At 36.4% G+C, this 19,123-nt stretch carries 10 protein-coding genes; all 10 read left to right on the forward strand.

Annotation, left to right across the window (positions count from 1 at the left end):
- Positions 1 to 162 precede the first annotated feature (162 nt).
- Positions 163 to 549: a hypothetical protein gene (locus KTR07_RS06060; protein WP_008647827.1), complete on the forward strand. Its 387-nt coding sequence runs from the start codon at positions 163 to 165 to the stop codon at positions 547 to 549.
- 288 nt (positions 550 to 837) lie between these two features.
- Positions 838 to 4,575, forward strand: coding sequence for a phage tail tape measure protein (locus KTR07_RS06065; protein WP_109115710.1), 3,738 nt, complete (start codon positions 838 to 840; stop codon positions 4,573 to 4,575).
- A gap of 1 nt (position 4,576) precedes the next feature.
- Positions 4,577 to 5,617: a DUF6046 domain-containing protein gene (locus KTR07_RS06070; protein WP_225472620.1), complete on the forward strand. Its 1,041-nt coding sequence runs from the start codon at positions 4,577 to 4,579 to the stop codon at positions 5,615 to 5,617.
- A 2-nt stretch (positions 5,618 to 5,619) separates the two neighbouring features.
- Positions 5,620 to 7,095, forward strand: coding sequence for a hypothetical protein (locus tag KTR07_RS06075; protein WP_008768572.1), 1,476 nt, complete (start codon positions 5,620 to 5,622; stop codon positions 7,093 to 7,095).
- A complete protein-coding gene (locus KTR07_RS06080; RefSeq protein WP_217315242.1) occupies positions 7,085 to 7,999 on the forward strand; it encodes a hypothetical protein in 915 nt (304 codons plus the stop codon). Before KTR07_RS06075 ends, KTR07_RS06080 begins: the two co-directional genes overlap by 11 nt.
- Positions 7,999 to 9,678: a hypothetical protein gene (locus KTR07_RS06085; RefSeq protein ID WP_008768570.1), complete on the forward strand. Its 1,680-nt coding sequence runs from the start codon at positions 7,999 to 8,001 to the stop codon at positions 9,676 to 9,678. The genes KTR07_RS06080 and KTR07_RS06085 overlap by 1 nt, the downstream gene beginning before the upstream one ends.
- Positions 9,678 to 12,092: a hypothetical protein gene (locus KTR07_RS06090; protein ID WP_109115709.1), complete on the forward strand. Its 2,415-nt coding sequence runs from the start codon at positions 9,678 to 9,680 to the stop codon at positions 12,090 to 12,092. The genes KTR07_RS06085 and KTR07_RS06090 overlap by 1 nt, the downstream gene beginning before the upstream one ends.
- Before the next feature lie 2 nt (positions 12,093 to 12,094).
- Positions 12,095 to 12,355 carry a hypothetical protein gene (locus KTR07_RS06095; protein ID WP_032845139.1) on the forward strand — a complete coding sequence of 87 codons (261 nt, stop codon included), beginning with the start codon at positions 12,095 to 12,097 and terminating at the stop codon, positions 12,353 to 12,355.
- 206 nt (positions 12,356 to 12,561) lie between these two features.
- Positions 12,562 to 18,591, forward strand: coding sequence for a DUF1566 domain-containing protein (locus KTR07_RS06100; RefSeq protein ID WP_217315244.1), 6,030 nt, complete (start codon positions 12,562 to 12,564; stop codon positions 18,589 to 18,591).
- 129 nt (positions 18,592 to 18,720) lie between these two features.
- Positions 18,721 to 19,122, forward strand: a complete 402-nt coding sequence (locus KTR07_RS06105; RefSeq protein ID WP_008647838.1) for a hypothetical protein — start codon at positions 18,721 to 18,723, stop codon at positions 19,120 to 19,122.
- Position 19,123: the final 1 nt, after the last annotated feature.

The raw sequence follows: 19,123 nt of genomic DNA on the forward strand, positions 1-19,123 counted from the left end.
ACTACTATTTTCATGCAAAAATAATAACATAAAATGAAAAATAAAAGTCTAACCAATAAAAATATACAATCATTCAATATTTAACATTTTAAATGCAAGACCAATAAACCAACGATTTCCAGAACTTCTATTCTTGGATAAACATCAATAATCATAATTATAATGGAAAATGTAAACGAAGACCTTTTCTTGCCTGAAGATATTCAGACCGAGATTGAAAAGAAAGTAAAAGAGCTGAAAGATTCAGATCCCAAACTAAAACGTGTATTCCCGATTTTTGTGGAAGGAGATGAAGACGAAGGCGAAAAGCCATATTATATCGGTTATTTTAAACAGCCGCCTTTCCCGACATTCAGTAAATATTTGTCCCTCTCCCAAAAGGACCAGGCCGGTGCCATGCGAGAATTGGCAAAAGATTGCTTTGTCGATGGCGATAAAGAACTGATTAAAGATGATTCCTTGTTCATCTATGGCTTGATGCCACACCTGGCTCAAATTATCGAGTTGCGCAAAGGAAAACTCGTAAATTTATCAAAAGCTGGGAAGTAAAAGACGATCAACTTATTCGTCATAGACTGATATTTATCCGTCATTATTTTCCCAGCGTAAACCTTGATGAGTTAAACGATGAAGAATTTGCAATGCTTTCTGAAGATGCCGTATGGCTCCACAGCAAAATGCTCATAACTCAACAAGCAAGTGCACTTGGAATGCTTGCGTAAAGTGTCTTATTACTCGTTTTTTCTACGTAGCCCTTTATCCTCTGTCGGATAAGGGGCTTTTTCAATCTTTCAGGGTACCAAACCGCTATTCTTTAGAAAATCAAAATACAAAAAGATGGCAGAAAATTATATTGTTAATTATCAGATAAACGTTAACTCTAATCCAGCTTTAGAGTCTATACGTAAATTTCAGCAGGCCACAGCTGAAATGGAAGCATTAACAAAGCGATTTGATATTGTTGCAAAAAGCATCGGTAAGGTTAATTCAGCATTGGCTTCTATTAAGACCAAACCTATAAACATACAAATCAATACAAGTGCAGCCGAAGCAAGTTTAGATCGCATCTTAACTAAACTCAATAATATAAAATCACAGGCAAAGACTGCATTAGGTAAACCTTTATATTCAACTTCGGATATAAAGAAATTGAATCAAGCTATTAGTTCTATAAATGGTAAAACGATTGAGCCAAAGGCTAATACAGAAAGAGCAATAAGTAGTCTTGATAAGTTAATACAGAAAATAGAACAGATTAAGTCGAATAGTAAAATAACCATTACAGCCAGTGCCGCTGGCGCATCTAAGGGGGTATCTGGTAGCACAACTAGAAATACAACTTCCACTTCAACACGACAGACTGGAGCAGGACGAAGTACTTATCTGTATCCATCTACTCGGCAAGTATTAGGTCCAACATACGCCAACACAGGTACAAATGTTGCAGGCGAAATGATTAAGGGTATGGGAATTGCCTATGGGCTTAGCTCTTTAATGTCTGGGGTAACTTCTGTATTTAGAGATGCTTCTACCTATGACAATATAGCCAAAACGACAAAAAATATCCTCCAGACTCACGATAAAGGTGTAGGGTTTGAAGGTCGGTTTAATGAAATGAACCAGCTCATGCGCCAAGTCGGTGTTGAGACTAAATATACAGCCCCACAAGTTGCATCAGCTGGAAAGTTCTTAGCTATGGCAGGATATGATGTCGATCAAATAAAACATGCTATCCGGCCTATATCAGATATTGCACTAGTAGGTGATACAGACTTGGGAGAAACAGCGGATGTTGTAACCAACATTATGACCGCTTATGAAATCCCAGCAAAACAGATGGATAACACAGCAGACATTCTTACGATGACGTTCACAAAAACGAATACAACATTGTTAGAATTAGCTGAATCATTTAAATATGCCGGTACTGTCGCCCATCAATCAGGGTTAAATTTTGAAACTGCTTCGGCAGCTTTTGGTGTATTAGGCGATGCCGGTATCAAAGGTTCTCACGCAGGTACTACGTTACGTATGATGCTATTAAATATGATGAACCCTACTAAAAGAGGTCAAGAAGCATGGGACATATTAGGCATCAACACAAAAGATAAAAACGGAAATCTTCGGAATCTCTCTGACATTTTAAGTGATTTACATGAAAAACAGCAAACCATGAGTGCTGGTGATTTCTCAACACTAATCAACAAGATGTTTCGGGTAACAGCGGCTCCAGGTGCACTAGCATTAATAAATAATGTAGCAAAAATGCAAGAAGTAACCGGACTCAATAAAAAGTCAATGGGGCTTGCATCCGACCTTGCCGACGAAAAGAAAAACACCATACAGGGTCTTTGGTATCAGATGACCTCGGCATTTACAGAAACTGGAATGCAAGGGTTTGAACAAATGCAAGGAGTAATACGAGACTTCCTGCAACGCATGATTGAGTTAATGAAATCCACAGAGTTTGCAACTGCATTGAGAAATGCAATGGACATGTTTTTGAAAATAGCAAATGTTATTGTTGGTGTGTTTAAAGGCATTATGACTGTCTGGAACTGGATACCAAATTGGGGGAAGACCGTTCTTCAATATTTTATAAGAATCCAAATGTCGTTAGGAATTGCAGCAGGCGTAGTTCAAAGTATATGGAGTACGACATTAATGATTCGTGGATTGTTTATGGGAGATTGGTTGTCTAAATTCTTTTTAAAACCGCTATTTACCGCACTTACCTATATGGTACGTATATATAATATAGAAAAAAGCCGCCATAATTTAAATAAAGGACAGGCTATATTCAATGCGTTAGGTGGAGGTTTACTACATGGTGGAAGTAAAATTAAACAATGGTTTGTTGGAGGAAGTACAGTCGGTAATGTTGTAGCAAATAGTAGTAATAAGACTATAAATACCCTCACGGAAATAGGCAATACAACATTATGGGGAGCAATAAAAGGGTTTTCACGTTTTTTCTTAACTAATCCAATTGGTTGGGGGGTAATGGCAGCAGGAGCTATCACTTATATAGGTTATAAAATTTATGATGCATATAAAATAACAGAAGCTGCTCGCCAAGCTAATGAAGCATGGGCACAAAGCTATCGTAATTTGAATGTTGACAAGTTGAATCTATCCGATCCAGATGCCTTAATGATTGGAAATATGCGTATTTTCAATAATGAATTGTTAACCCAAAACGAGCGTATTGCTCAATCCGCTGAATTATGGCATCGTTACTGGATAGAAAAGAATGGTCCCAAACAAAGTGTAGACGACCAAACCAAATTCTTTGACACAGCCGCAGGTAGAGACCCGGAATTACTAAAACGATTAGAAGCCGCAGACCAATGGACAGGTGTAGATAAAGCCTTCCAGTCATTATCCGGCGCACTGGGAATGAAACAGACTGTCAAAAAAGGTCTGAACGGTGAAAATTATTATGCGTATGAGTTACATGGCCGTACTTTAAGTGGAACCAATACTAATATTTTTGCAAAAAACGGAGATATAAGCGAACAAGTGGCCGTCCAAATGATGCTGGCCCAATTAGCAGACCATAATTCTAAAGAGAATATGGCTTTGAGCAAATATCTTTTGCACAATGCCACTTCTGCTCGTAGTTCGGAAGATCTATCGAATATACTAAAGAATGCAGCAGATAGATTTATACCTAAGATGGGTAGTTGGGATTCTCGATGGGACTGGATTAGCACAGAAACATTCCATGATAAGATGACCGAAGGTGATGTACATCGCTCACAAGCATATATACGTCATCTAGCTCAAATTATGAAAGGAACAATAAGTGCATGGGATGATTACGCTTCAATTCTTAAAGATTTTGAGTCTGGAGAAACAATAGATCCAACAAGAACCCAGAAAGTATTACAAGGGTTATTTGGGCCGTTGTTTGATCCAACTAAAGGGCTATTTGGAACAGAAGGATGGTCAAAGCATGTACAAGATATTGTTAACAATCCGGGGAAATATAAACTAGAAAGTCAACAAGAAGCAATAGATTATATTACTGAAACCTTTGATAAGTTAGTTTCTTGGTATAACGATTTGTATTCCGGACATAAATCTTTGTTCGCTCCGTTCATAAATAGAATACCGATTCAAAATCTTCTTTCTGAAGGAGATGTTCTTCCTACGGGCGGTTTTTATGGTCCACAGAAAGAAGGTGATAAAGCGATTTTTGACGGGGCACAATATATAGCTAAAACAATAGCTCCATACGCTACTCCACAGTGGGTAGATAAAAGTGGGAAAATATATACCCCTAAAAATGCTAAAGATACATTTAAGTGGGACCCTACGACTGGTAACAAAGAGCAAGATTTAGCTTCCAGCCTTCATAACGGAGCCGACCAGTCTCAATATAGGAGTCATAATAATTATAATGCAGCTCCTAAGCAATTAATAGTACGAATAGAAAATCTAATGCACGTGGAGCATCAAACAATTGATATGACAGATGATAGACAAGTTGCGGCAATAGCAAACGTAAAACAAGAATTAGCAACCGCCTTGTTAGATGTAGTTCAAGATTTTAATGCAAATATGATGTAATATGAGTTTTATAAGCTCTACATTTTCTAATTTAACGATTAATGTTGGTAAAGGGCTGGCAAACACCGGTGTGAATGCCGCCTTTTATGCAGCTAATTATAGAAAAAGAGATGGACAATTGAAATTTATATCCAATAGAGGATATAGTAATGTATTTGTTTATGCAGCCAAAAGAACGATGATGCAAATGACTTTTGCTACCATCAACGATCTTTATCCCAAATATATACGCCAGTTGGACAGAAAGAATGCCACCGCAGCCTATCAGAAGAACCAAGGTCAAGAGCTTCAGAAAATCATAACGAACGGTCAGAAGGCAGATGAAGATACCTTTAATAAACAAGGGGTTGTATTAAAGTATCAGGGCAAACCTGCCAATGAAGGTTTACTTCTTTGGATTAAAAATGAAAGCGGCCAGGTTCAAACGGTTCAATTCAATACTTATTGGGATAAAATAAAAGGATTAAGTAATGAAGCTGCTGCCAGTTCATCACTTAACACTGCTACGGAAGTAAAGGTGCCAGGCGATCCTGTTTTCTTAGACTTAGGTGCTATAGTGCAAGCACAAAGTTCTAACAATCTTGTATTAACCAAGGTACAAGGAAGAGATTATTCACGTAAAGAATTGATTTCAGGAGGCGATATAAATTTTACTGTAACAGGAAAGATTGTTAGCAATTATCCGGATGTATATCCGTATGCAGAAGTTTCCAAATTTATAACATTGATGCAACATAAAGGAGTTATCCAGGTATTTAATCTCATGTTTCAACAGTTCAATGTGACACAAATTCTGATAAAAGACTTCAATATGGGGCAAAATGAAGGCTTTAAGAATGTTCAACCATATAGTTTTACATGTGTTGCCGTTGAACCGGATGACGCGGTTAATGTAGTGCAAGATACCATAAATGGAACAAACCTTGAAATCTCTCAAATGAAAAAACAAGGTTGGGCCAAAGTTCTTCTTGATAAGGTTAAAGCATCTGCTGCTAATCAAGCCGCTCAAATGATTGAATCATTAACTTCTAACACCATTTAAGTATGAAACTTCCAGAAGCAATAATTATAGATGGTAAAGAATGCCTTGATATATTGTGCTGTAAAATCCTAATATGGGAAGCTAATAGTGACGTTATAGAGATTAACGATCCAGATGAAAATAAATGCCTTGTTATCCGGGAATGTGAAAGCATTGAGATAAATGATACTTATAAGAAGCTTATTAATTCAGCTTCCGTCAGATTCCCAAGAGGAACCGTAATTAAACGCACTATAACTTCCGAGAACATAGAAAAAGAAGGTGCAACTACTGTTTATACAGAGCGTTTAATAGACGGTACAGTTGTAGAAAAGCGAAAAGGATATTCTACAGCCCAGCCGACTGATTTTAAGGTAGGACAACGTATCCGGATATATTTAGGCTATTATAAAGATAGAGGAAAGGTCTTCAAAAATGCGACCGAGAGACTTCAGGCAATGGAGAAAGAGGCATTTGTCAAGAACGTTCCCGATTTTGACGGTTATATCGTAAAATGCAGTGTAAGCACACCTATTGAAATCAAATGTGAGAATCTGGCAAGTGGGCTAAAACGAAAAAATGTCGTTAAATTAGGCCCAATGACTGTTACAGTAAACGATTTGTTGAAAGAGGGAGGAAAATACGATTTATTAAAAGGAACAGGGTTAAAATTGCATCCCAAAACAGCAGAAAGGGACATTAATATTGGCAAGATTCAGTTAACGGAAGATTTGACAGTTGCGGATGTATTAACAGAATGGAATAAATACGGGCTATATAGTTTTATTAGGAAAGATACAGATGGAACTCCTTATGTTATGGTAGGGCATACTTATTTATCAGGAAATGTTGCCAGCTCTATTTTAAATACAGATGGAAGTTCTGATACTCCTCAAATACAGTTTGATTATCATGTAGCCCAAGACAATTTAACTTTGATGAATTGTGATCCCCGATATTTAGCGGTCTCCGCTGAAGGATTCAAGTTTGAGGGTAACAAACAAATCAAGTATAATGTAACAGTTCGTTTAAATCCAGAATGGACCGGACAAAATGATACAGAACATAAGAAATTCCAAATTCTGAATGAAACAAAACTTAGCAAGAAATCCCTAAAACTTGGAGCTATCCCCAAATCAAAGACTAAGGATAGAGTAAACCTAAGTGCGTACAACGTTATCCCTTATGTATCATCCAAAATTGGCATTAGCGAGGACGAATTAATAAAAGAAGCCGAGGCATTTTTTGAAGGATATAATAGAAATGGCGTTGAGGGTAGTATTACTATCTTCGGAGATTTACACAGAACTAATTTAGGCATGAGGCATTTGGAATCTGGAATGAAAGTCGTTTTACTTGATAAACGCGAACCTGAAAAACAAGGTTGGTATCTTATTGAAGAAATCAACACAAAATTTGGTGTTAACGGTTTTAGGCAGACTTTAAAACTCCCCTACTGTATTGCCAAACCAGAAAAAGAACAAAACTATGGCAGATAAAATTACAAGCGATTTAAGCGCAAACAGTGCTATTTATGATGCTATACGACAAATTGCATTTCATAAATTGGTAAACCCACGAAATAACGTTATAAAAAACACAGCCAAAATATCTGGTTTTGTTGTTAAAATACATACAGATGGAGAACTGTGCGGAACTGTTGATGTACAGGAATATACTCATACACTTACAGACAAACAGGCTATTGATGACGGGCTTCCAGTTGGTTTACATGAAGGCGTATATCTTTCAGCCATTCAAAATAATGAAAATGGTTTAGTGGTTATCCCCTATCTTTATTCGGATGTCGTAATAACAACAGACCCTGAAACATTACGCGAATATGTTATTCAATACTCTCATGCAGACACAATACAAGTAGACGCGCATAACAAAGTAATTATTGGAGTAACAGAAACAAAAGAATGGGAAGATTCAGAGGATACTCCAGATGTAGATGAATTGGAAAAGACAGGTGTTCATGCTCACACGACTTATACCCCTGTTTCGATATTGTCGGAAGTTGCTAAAGGAGAAGGAGAAAGTGATAAAAGTATATTCAAAATAACCGCTGATGATATTTTATCCCAACATGATAAAAGTCAAATACTTCTTGATGCCCAACAAATTTTGGCAAAATATAATGCAAAAGAAATTATAATCAAAGAAGATGGAGTGTATTTGGGTAGCGGTAGTGCCAATGAACCAGCAGTACTTGGAAATCAATTAGCAACTTTATTGGTTGACTGGCTAGGAGCATTATCTCAAATGATGACCCCAACTATGATGGGACCTCAACCTCCAGCTAATTTGGCAAAGTTTGTATCCCTTCAAGCAAAAGTTAACTCCTATAAAGCATCTATATCAGGATTTTTATCAAAAACCGTAAAAGTGGCAGAATAATGGCAAAGTTAAATGAAGGTATATCACAAATTAAGAAAGGTAGTGCATTGGAAACAATGTACAATCGACTCTTAACAGGGATGGAACAAGCTTCACACGAAACACTTCCAGATTTTACAGGTTCGGATTATGTGGATGGTTATGTCGTGAATGAAGAAAAAATCAATCTTGAAATACATGAATATGAAAATATAACCAGAAAGAACTCTGCATATCTATTAGCAAATACTATTATAAGTAGTTTAAGCAGTGAAGAAGGCGGCGGAAGTGGCACCGGTGGGTTTGTTTCCATAAATGGTGACTCTATGGCCGGTTTATTAAAGGCATTGTATGGTTTTACAGCCGGAGACAATGGAATAAAAATATTGGATGTTTACCAAACGTCCGAAAGTAATCCACAAGAGCGAAAAAATATAGTTTCTATTAACGGTGAATTGCATCTCCCCACACATGGATTATACATTAACGGTTGTAATGTTATAAGTTATGATAATGATATAATCGCATTAAACGGCGATGTTATTTGTAGTGGATATATTAGACTTGGAGATTTAGAAATATCCAAGGATGGCATTAGCTATCAAGGAAACGAGTTTTATCATTCTGGGAATTCAAATAAAGAAGATGTAAGCTGGACCATGAAAGATGGAACGGTTGCCGGAAACTTGTCTGTAAAAGGTACAAGCACATTCCAATCTGGCATTACCGCCTTGCATGGTGTAGATCTGGGATTTGATAATACAAGTGTATTGTCTATTTCTGCCAAACGGTTAGCTCAATTAACGGGGGACTTAAATATTGTAACAGGAGGCATAAAATTTGATGATAATTACATTATTCATGTCAAGAATAACAATGTTATCTCATTTTCTGCGTCTAACAAAATATTAAATCTGGGAGACGATAATACCAAACAAATCAACCTGCAAACCAGTATTTATGATGATGATGGTGAATATGAAATGATTTCAAAATTTGGTTCTGCATATTTCCCAGAATCATTTAAGGCAGGACACAATCTAGGGAATATATTGATTGAAACATATAAAAAATCGTCTGAAGATTCTGGTGTAATATTCAGACGTTATATTAGATTAAAATCAGAAGATGGACCAGGATTTTACAGTGATGGTGATAGCGTATTTTTTGAAGCTCCATTTAAATATAATAAAGTAGCTGATGACGATACAGTACAAATCTCTGAAATAATAAAATCATCATTTGGCTATGTAGAATCGTTAAGTTTATATGCCCCATTAAATCGAAAATCATCCAGCTTAATGTTTTCTACAGATGCTGATTTTTTTGTTTTTGACAAACCGATTGAAGGAAAAAAATCAATTGGAATAGCAGATTCTAAAACCCGCCTCCTCCCCAACGAGCTATTCTTTGATGATTCAATCTATTGGTTGGCTTTAGATAATGGAGTTAAGCACTATGGTAATGCCTATTTTGTCAACGACATAGGTTCTGTCACTTTTTCCAGTGGTTTTGCCGGAAATGGCTGGGGTATCATTCAAAACAAATTGACCGGCAACACCAGTGCAACATTTGATGATCTGACAATTCGTAAAAAAATGAGAATATACGAATTGGAAGTGCAGAAACAATCAGTGACTAACGGGTCTTGGTGGGTCAGCGATGCCTGTTCCGGAGACTTAGTAGAAGAAATATCATAATGTCTGTATATAAATACAAGAAATATAAAATTTCTCTCCAGTCCGATTCTAAAAAGACACAAGGATTACGGACTGGGGATATAGTTAGAAGACAATATTTTGATGGAAAGAATCTTATTTATTCGTTAATGTGTGTATTGGATTATGGAATAGATAAGACTGTAGATTCTAATACAAATGATATTGTCGAAAAACAGTATTTCATTGGAGCACTGTTAGAAGGCGATGTGCCTAAAACAGAAGAAATCTTAGACTTTGCCAGAATTACCAATCTGTTTGATATAAATAGATCTGGAGCCATATATTTAACTGGGTCTGACGATAATGCCCCATATATGGATGTGATTGACGGTATTGGACGCAATGAGAGTTTATGTTGGCCTTCAAATATTGCAACTCCTGATTATGAAGATTCCGAATCACAATATATAGTACGAGGAACAGAAGCAGTAACCACTGATTACATACTATCAGAAGCGGACAATAATCGCATTTGTCATTTTAAAAGAAATGACGCTATATATTACGGTTTCATTGGTCTACAACAAGATTTCTACAAATATGTTCAAAACCCCAACCGCGTTCTTATTTCATATAAGATCAAAGCCAATAAAGCTGTCAATTGTAAAGTTTCATTAGAATACCAAGATGGAACAAGAACAGATGGAGAAGAAACCACTTCTATTACAACAGATTGGCAATATAAGTTGCACACAATAACTGTCGATTATTCTGGACGTTATTTGCGAACAGTAAAACTGGATTTAAGTGAGATGTCTCCTTCAGATGAAGTTTGGGTGTCGGATTTCAATATCATCTTACTGTCTAGTGTTGCTAACTTTGGCGATGCCAGTAAAATACGTGTTGGCAAATTGAATGGAATAACAGATCCGGTATTTGGTCAATTAGAAGGATATGGAGGTTACTTACAGAAACTTTTTACTTCAAAATCTGCTCATATTTCTGGAACATTAACTGCTGGTGATGAGAATGGTTTTGCTGCAACTTTTTATGCCGGAAAAATTCATAGGAATGTATTCGTTAATTCTTTAGATGTTAATTTTACATCTGCAATTACTATTGACACTCAAATAGAAAACCCTACTGGAATCGGCAATGTATATAGTGCCTCTAAAATCATAAGCATGATAGCCCAATCTGAAGAGTGGTTCGCGCAACATATCGGGAAAAAATATACATTCTCTTTTTGGATATATGCGGGGCAAGCATGTCAATTATCTATTTTACAAAATGATAAAGCAATAGGAACCGTTCAAATACCTATTGCTAACACGAATATATGGTCTCGTAAAAAGGTAACATTTGAATTACAAGCTCCGAAACAGGCAGAAGAAGCATTGGTTCTATCCATTGTCCCAACTTTTGATACCTCTGATAATGCAGGAGAATCAATATTTTATTTTTCTTCACCACAATTAGAGGCAGGAGAACTAGTCACACAATACCAACCTACTGACACTATACTTAATTACACAGAGGATTATGGAGCTTGGTTTAATCGTGGTGGCATTGGTGGGACCATCCAGAACCCATTGCTTCAATTAAATTTTGACGGAGAAGGCAGTATTGGTACTCGTAGTAATTCTGTATTAATCAAAACAGATGGTTCTGGTCATTTTGCCAATAAAAATATTAAATGGAATAAAAATGGCGATGTAACATTTGGCAAAAATGTGACAATGACTTGGGATAACCTTGACCAGTCTGTAAAAGACGAATTAGTCAGTAAGTCTATTCGTATTGTTGGAACTGATACCTTTACTCTTTTAGGAGACTTAACAGGAGCCGACCCTGTTACTAATCCGGCAGACATTACCTTAACGCTGGAAGAAGAGAACCTACAGTCTACTTCCAGTCAACGACAATGGTATTATTTACAAGGATATGATTATATACCGTTTGAAGGAGAAAATGGAAAGACATTAACAATATGGCCTTTTGAACCTTATTGGGATAATGGTAACTCGCTAACAGTTCGTTGTATCGTGAAATTTAGTGATGAAGAGTATTCCGCTACATTCACAATACGGAAACAATATATAGTGGGCTATTCACTTGAAATTACTTCCAGTCAAGGAGTATCATATAAAAACAATAGTTGTCAAACTGTTTTAACCGCTAACGTCTATTATCAAGGTAAACTAGTTGATCCGGATTATGTAGCTAAAAACTACATATTCAAGTGGACTAGGTATCATCTTCCTGATATGGAAAATGAAGTGATTGATTGGTGGAAAGAACAAAGAGATAATGAAGGCAATATAGTACAACAAGAAATTGATAGATCAAAACCAAGTATCACATTAAATTATGGAATATCAGGACAAGACTGTTTTATGTGTGAACTTCTAAACGGTAACATGTTCCCGTATGAATTCCCTTTAATATTTTAAGTATGGCGGCAGAACAAGAGCAATCCCCTAACCTGCTTGATTTTAATAATAAGCAAGAAAACAATGGAACTAATAACCGTGGACGTTTAACAGCTCACGAATTTAATCAATTGATAAATGCCGTAAACAATAACTCAAATGACACCTTTTCTTTCAAAAAACAAGTAGGTAATCTTTCATTTGATGTAATTGAAAATGAAGAGGCTTTTGAACAAATCGAATCCAAAGAAGAAAATACCGTTTATTTCATACTTGAAGAATGATACAGATAAATGGCAAAGATGTCAGTCAAATAAGAGTTGGTAACAAAATAGTTACCGCAGTTTACATAGGGGCAAAATTAGTTTGGCAATCTATACGCTCCTGCTTTGGATCTGGTTTCTGGATTAACTCATCTCCTTGGAAAAATGATGAAGGCTGGAAAAACTAACAAATTTTTTAAATTACGCTTTACAAAAAATAATTAATTATGGCTAAGAAATTCAGAACTGACGAAATTCCTGTTGGCAAGTTTACAGAGGATTGGGGTGGCAATAAAAACAATACCATCCCCGCAGCACCTGATGAAACGAATCTTCTCCCCTACTCTGGGGAGGCTGTGCAAAAGTTTATAAAGAGCTATTTACAAGACCATGAAAACAATAAGATTGGTCATATTCCTCCTATGACAAAAGATCCGGATGGGTTTTATCATATTCGAGCATTTGCTAATAAAAACACATACAATGAATGGCTTGCTGACCCTGATGAGAATCAAGCACTAAAATTGCTTGATGTTACTATCCCTATTAGTGACGAACAGGGGGTAATGAATATTGTAGAATTAACTACGGCCAGTAATCAAACAAATTATGTAAGCATTGATGGTAGCGTAGTTCTAAAAATGCGTTTTACTTCCCAAACATACAATCCTGTTACTGGGAAATATGCAAATACCTATGAAGACGGTACGATGACTATTCAAAGGCGTTCTTCCGCTTCTGATTCATGGCGTACAATTGGCACAATGGCAATTAAGAGTGTAGAAGCTGACAGTGATACTTATACAGATGTAGATATTAGTGGATTACTTAACAGCGGAACCTGTCAATTACGTATCATTGTAACCGGAGACCAAACACAAAGCACCACAACTTATGTAGTGTTCCAAAGTGTTACAAAAACAGAATTGAAACTTACGTTCCGAAATGAGTGGCAGCAGCCTATTACTGGTGCTGCTATGTCTTTGTTATATACATATACCGGTGCTGTAGCCAAAACACTAAATTTAAAAATCAGTGGTGAAGGCGGTGTACGTTCTGTTCAATATGCTGTTGGTAAAGTTGAGTACACAGAAACTCCAAACCAGTTTGACGTAACTGACACTGAAGGGGATTCTGTTAAAGTTATGTCTCATGGAGTACATGAAATTGAGGCTTGGTTATCTGTAGACGGCACAGATGTGGAAAGTGAACACATTGTTTCACAGGTTATGGTAGTTTCAGATCCTGACAATAAAACTCCATATATCATGTTGAACAAGATAGTCGAGTCTCTTGTAAACTGGACATCCGTTCAATTTTTCCAATGGGCAATATATAACCCAGGTTCAGATGTATTACCTGTTACTTTTAAATTAACAGACATTCAAGAGGTTGAGAATTATCTGTCTTACACTGAACAGCAAGCCCAAAATGGTGTGGTTTACACATTTGGCAATATGATAGAAATCGAAAGTAAAGAAACGAATTTCAGTGCTTATATGTTATTTAGCACTGGAGAAAAATATTTGCGTGATCGTATTAGTTTTAATGTAGATAACTCCCAAAATTTTGCCCCGACTGATGGTGCCGATTTAATTATCAATCCAAAACTACGTAGTAATACAGAAACCCACCCAGATACTATTATTAATACAGTTTCAGGCGAGAATGTTCCCGCGACCTTTGAAAATTTTGGTTTTATTAGTGATGGTTGGGTTGAAGACGATAATGGGATCAAATGTTTGCGTGTTCCTAGTGGAAGAAACATAGCAATTGATTATGAGACGTTCTCCGACTTTATCCAAGCTCAAAAAACAGGTTCTCTTACATTTGAAATAGACTATGCTATTCGCAATGTAACCAACGAAGATGAACCGATATTACGCATGTGTTCTTACACAAAAGATAATAATCCGCTAGGTTGGGAAATGAAACCTATTGATGCCTGTTTCATGACCCAATCTAAAGTAACCCGTAAAAATCAAGATGTCGGCTACAATGAAGGTGTACGTACTAAAATCGCGGTTAATTTATTGTATAACTTATCTAGCACCGGACAAAACTATTGCCGCATTTTCTTAAATGGAATTATTAACCGTGAAATCAACTATGCAACAGACGACACTTTCGTACAATATGTAGACGGAAAGCAAACATCACAAGGCATCCGTATTGGTAGTTCTGGAGCCGACATTGACATTTACAGTATTAAGGTGTATAAGAAAGCACTCACAGCTAATGATGTGCGCCAAAACTATATGGCATCCTTAGATAATAGTGAAGAAAAAATAGCATTTCGCGATTCTAATAGTATTCTTAATGGTAATACTATCAGCTACGATCTTGTTTATGAAAAATACAACGTTATCCTTTGGAAAGGGAAATATGCCACTTATGGAAATACCAAAAAGGATAAATTTAATGGTACCTTAATTATCCATATTCCTGGAAAACCAGAGAATAGTGGTACGCTATATGACATGAATGAGAAAGGACAAGGAACATCGTCTATGTTGTATTTTTGGTGGAATGGACAATGGGGCTTCAATGAAGATGGATATTGGGTTGATGAGAATGGAGTAAATCGTGGTAAATGTTATCAGTTAACCAACGATGTACCCGGAGCACTCAAATTGGTAGGGAAAGTAAATTTTGCAAGTTCAGCACAAAGTCATAAAATAGGTTCTACAGCTCTATTTAATGATTTATTTAAAGCTGTATGTGGAGGTAATTCCATTACTAATACAGAAGGTTTTGAAAATTGTCGTGTAGCTGTACTTCAAAAACCGTTTTTGTTCTTTGTACAAGAAGATGAGAATTCCGAACCACAATTTAAATCTTTTATGACTTTTGGACCAGGTAAGGGAGACAAACCGACATTCGGATACGACAAAACAAAATTTCCAGATTATGTATGCCTGGAAGGAGCTGATAATGACCGTGCTTTGGTGATGTGCCGCGTACCTTGGATTGATGAAGATGTCACTTTAGAAGGTGAAGAAGATTGGATGTATAACGGCGAAAAGCAAATGAGTCTGGTTTTTGGGGATACCAATAAGATCGCCCCTATCAAAAGTGGATTTAACTTTGTCTTTAAGCATTATGATAATATAGATTATTTCAACGGTACCATTGAAGATTTAAATGCAGCAGAAAATCTTGATACCTCCAAGCATTATTGGCTGACCAAAGCAGGGCGTAACAATGCACAGTTCGATTTATTCAGATATGATTTCATAACTTCTACTTGGGTGGGTGCAGGCACTGAAAAGATTGAAAATGGAAGATATTCGACTGTAAATATCAACGAACAATGCGGGAATATTGCCAGCGGTACAGATTGGGATGCAATTAACTCATCGTTCAAAACGGCTAGAATAGCATTGTTCAAGGCTGATGCAGGAAAATATTTTAATCTTACAGAAACTCATTTTGCTATGAATTTTTGTAAGTTAATTGCAGCCAGTGATAACAGAGGAAAGAATATATATTTTTATGTTGACCCAAAAACTCATTTAATTGGTTGGCATCAAGATGATTTGGACACAATATTTCCTGTAAATAATGTAGGGCAAAGAGAAAAACCTTACTATGTAGAAGAACATGATAAAAACAATGATGGAGGTTTTTATTGGAATAGCGAAGGAAATGCACTATTTAACCAAATGGAAAATGCCTTTCCAGATGAATTGCGTACCAATATGCGCTCTATATTACAAGCAATGCTTAAATTAAGCGATGATGGAACTTTAATGGGCTGTATGGAAAAATATTATTTTTACGTACAACGTTATTTCCCAGCCGTTGCTTACAATGAAGTGGCCCGTCTTGTATATGAACGTGCCAGAACCGCCTATGTGAGTTCAGACCCGGAAAATAAATACACAAATGGTACAGATCCCATAACACAAAGTTTAGGAGATGGATTACAAGCAGAAATGCAATGGGTTGCACGCAGACTTACCTACATATCTTCTTATGCAGCCTTTGGAGACTTTGGAAGGCGTGACGGTGAAGGATCAGCAGGCTCATTAAACTTCCGGTCTGTAATAAAAACAGATGGTACACGTCCACAATTTAAATTTTCTATTGTACCACATATTTGGATGTACCCCTCATTTGCCATAGGTTCGACACTATCTTATGGGGTTGGTAACGCACTGTCTCCACGTATTAAAGCCGGAGAAACATACGATGTCAATGTTGGAACTTCAGATGGCAATACTAATATTTTCTTAAATGGTATTGATTATATGCGTTCCATTGGTGACTTTACAGACAAAAGTTTAGGGGAAACATTTAATTTAAGCGGTGCTCGCCTAACAGCCTTTCATGTGGATGGAAAAGATGTTGTTGAATTCCGTCCTACCAGTATGACTATTACTGCCCCTTTGTTGCAAGAACTAGTATTAAAACGTGTCGCTAGTTTAGTAGGTGGGTTAGATTTATCTATTTTGCTTAAACTTAGAATGTTGAATTTAGTAGGAACAATGTTGTCTTCTGTTGTTCTTCCAGCTACCGAATATTTAGAAGAGGTTCATCTTCCTGGGACTTTAACATCTTTGTCTTTAGATCAACAGCCTAATTTGAAAACCATCACATTGGAAGGAGCTGACCGAATGCAAAGTTTATCAATTGGCGCAGGGATTGCAGATTCGCGTACCATATTTAATTTATGCTTTACAGGCAATGCACCGCTGAATTATTTAAAGTTAGCAAGTATAAACTGGACCGAGGTTTCTCTTTATATGATTAACTATTTGGCCTCTATTACAGATAGTAGTGTATCTGGAAAAATAGCAGTAATAAACAATACTACCAACCGGCCTAATTTTAACAATAAAATTGATTGGTTGTATCATTGGGGAAATGTAGACGATGAAAACAACAATCTTCATATTACATACTACTCAACTCCTATTGCAGCTATAGAAATCAAAGGAAGCCAATACATTTATTCTACAGGTGAACACTCTTTTTACTGTAAGCCGAATACCGCTAATGGGAATGATGTGGTTAGCATTCGTTGGTCATTGGATACCAATTTGTATGCAAAAATAGTCAATACGTCAAAAGATTATTGCGTTATCAATGTATCTCAATTAGGAGATGAAGATACATTGGCTCCACATACAACTTTAAGATGTTATCTAACAAAAACAAATGGTGAAGTGCTTGAAGCATCATGGGATATTGGTTTATACCCCAGACGTGCTCATCTCGGAGATTATGTATTTTATGATGGAACTTATGGTCCTACAACTGCTGGAAAAACCGTAGTTGGAATTTGTTTTTACATAAATCCAGCAGATGCCAATGATAGACGTATGGTAGCATTATCAAATCTTGAAAATTCAGGTATAGTATGGGGGCTTTATCCTCAAAATACAGGACAAACAGAAGAGTGGAATAAACAATATGCAATTTATCCTATTGAATTACAAGATGATGTTAATTATAGTGTATATGATATAAGTTCAATTGCTAACATTACACAGACCGGCTTACAACCTACAGAATATGACGACCAAGGTCATACCTCTCCTAACTATATAAGGTATGATAATTATGTAGATGAAAATACAATTGACGGATTTGTAAATTCAGATGTTAAAACAGCTGCTGTTGGAGATGGTATCGCTGCTCCAGGTACGACTAATACAGGAAAAGAGGAATTGGCTGCGGATTTAGCCATTTTATCAGGTGCCTATAAAAAAGGTGACGAAGTTCCTATCGGTTTAGCAAAAACTTTAAAAATTATTCAACATAGAAATAAAATCTTAGAAGATTCTGGAGTTAATTTGCCGATACCTGAAGCAACTGATTTATATACTGAACAAGCGATGTTAACCCAGTATATAAATAACATAATTGCTAACAATGAAAATCTTAGTAAATATCAACAATTTTATTATCCTGCTGCCAGCAAATGCTATGCTTATCAACCTACAGTAAAAGCAGGCGAAGAATTGGCAGATAAATTTAAATATCATAATTGGTACCTACCATCTGTTGGTGAACTTATGCGTATGTATTGGCACGCTAGACAAGGAGTGAATTATGATGATGATAAAATAGGTGCAATTTTTCAAAAAGCAATAGATGCCGGTATTTTGAATGATTTTTCTAATTCTTGGTACTGGAGTAGCAGTGAGAACAGTCAGGGCTACAGCTGGTTCGTGTACTTTAGTAATGGCGGCTTCGGCAGCAGCAGCAAGTTCGGCAGTTACATGGTGAGGGCGGTTGCAGCATTTTAGTATAGTGGAGCGTCTTTTGACGCTCCACAAAAATAAATATGCCATAATTGTAAACCTCTACAGAAAAAATAAAGTATTCGTAAATAAACTATATGTAATAAGACACATTGTGAATAAAATCTTTTAATTATGGCAAGAACAATTCGTAACGCAGGAAGTGCACCTATTTACAGAGAAACAGAAAATTTAATGTTACTCTGTATAGAAATGGTAGAACGGACTCCTAATAGTGTAGGAATTCGTCAATTAAGCAAACGTCTCATAGACACTCTGCTTGATGGATTAACAGTGATAGGATTGGCTTTAAATGAAGAAGACCCTGATTCCAAACTTGAACTTATTAATTCATTTTATTTGCAAATGCGTACAGTGAAAACTTGCATTGACACCTTAAAAGAGTGGTCAAATCGGAGTCCTCATACACGCATAATTAGCAACAAGCAAATGCCACATTTTGCTGAATCTTTAAAGGAAATTTCAAAGCATATTAAAAGCTGGAGAAGCAAAGTGTTGGAGCAGCAGACCTGTTGAA

The organism is Bacteroides sp. MSK.20.82 (assembly GCF_019052485.1).
In the GTDB taxonomy this organism is placed as follows: Bacteria; Bacteroidota; Bacteroidia; order Bacteroidales; family Bacteroidaceae; genus Bacteroides; species Bacteroides thetaiotaomicron.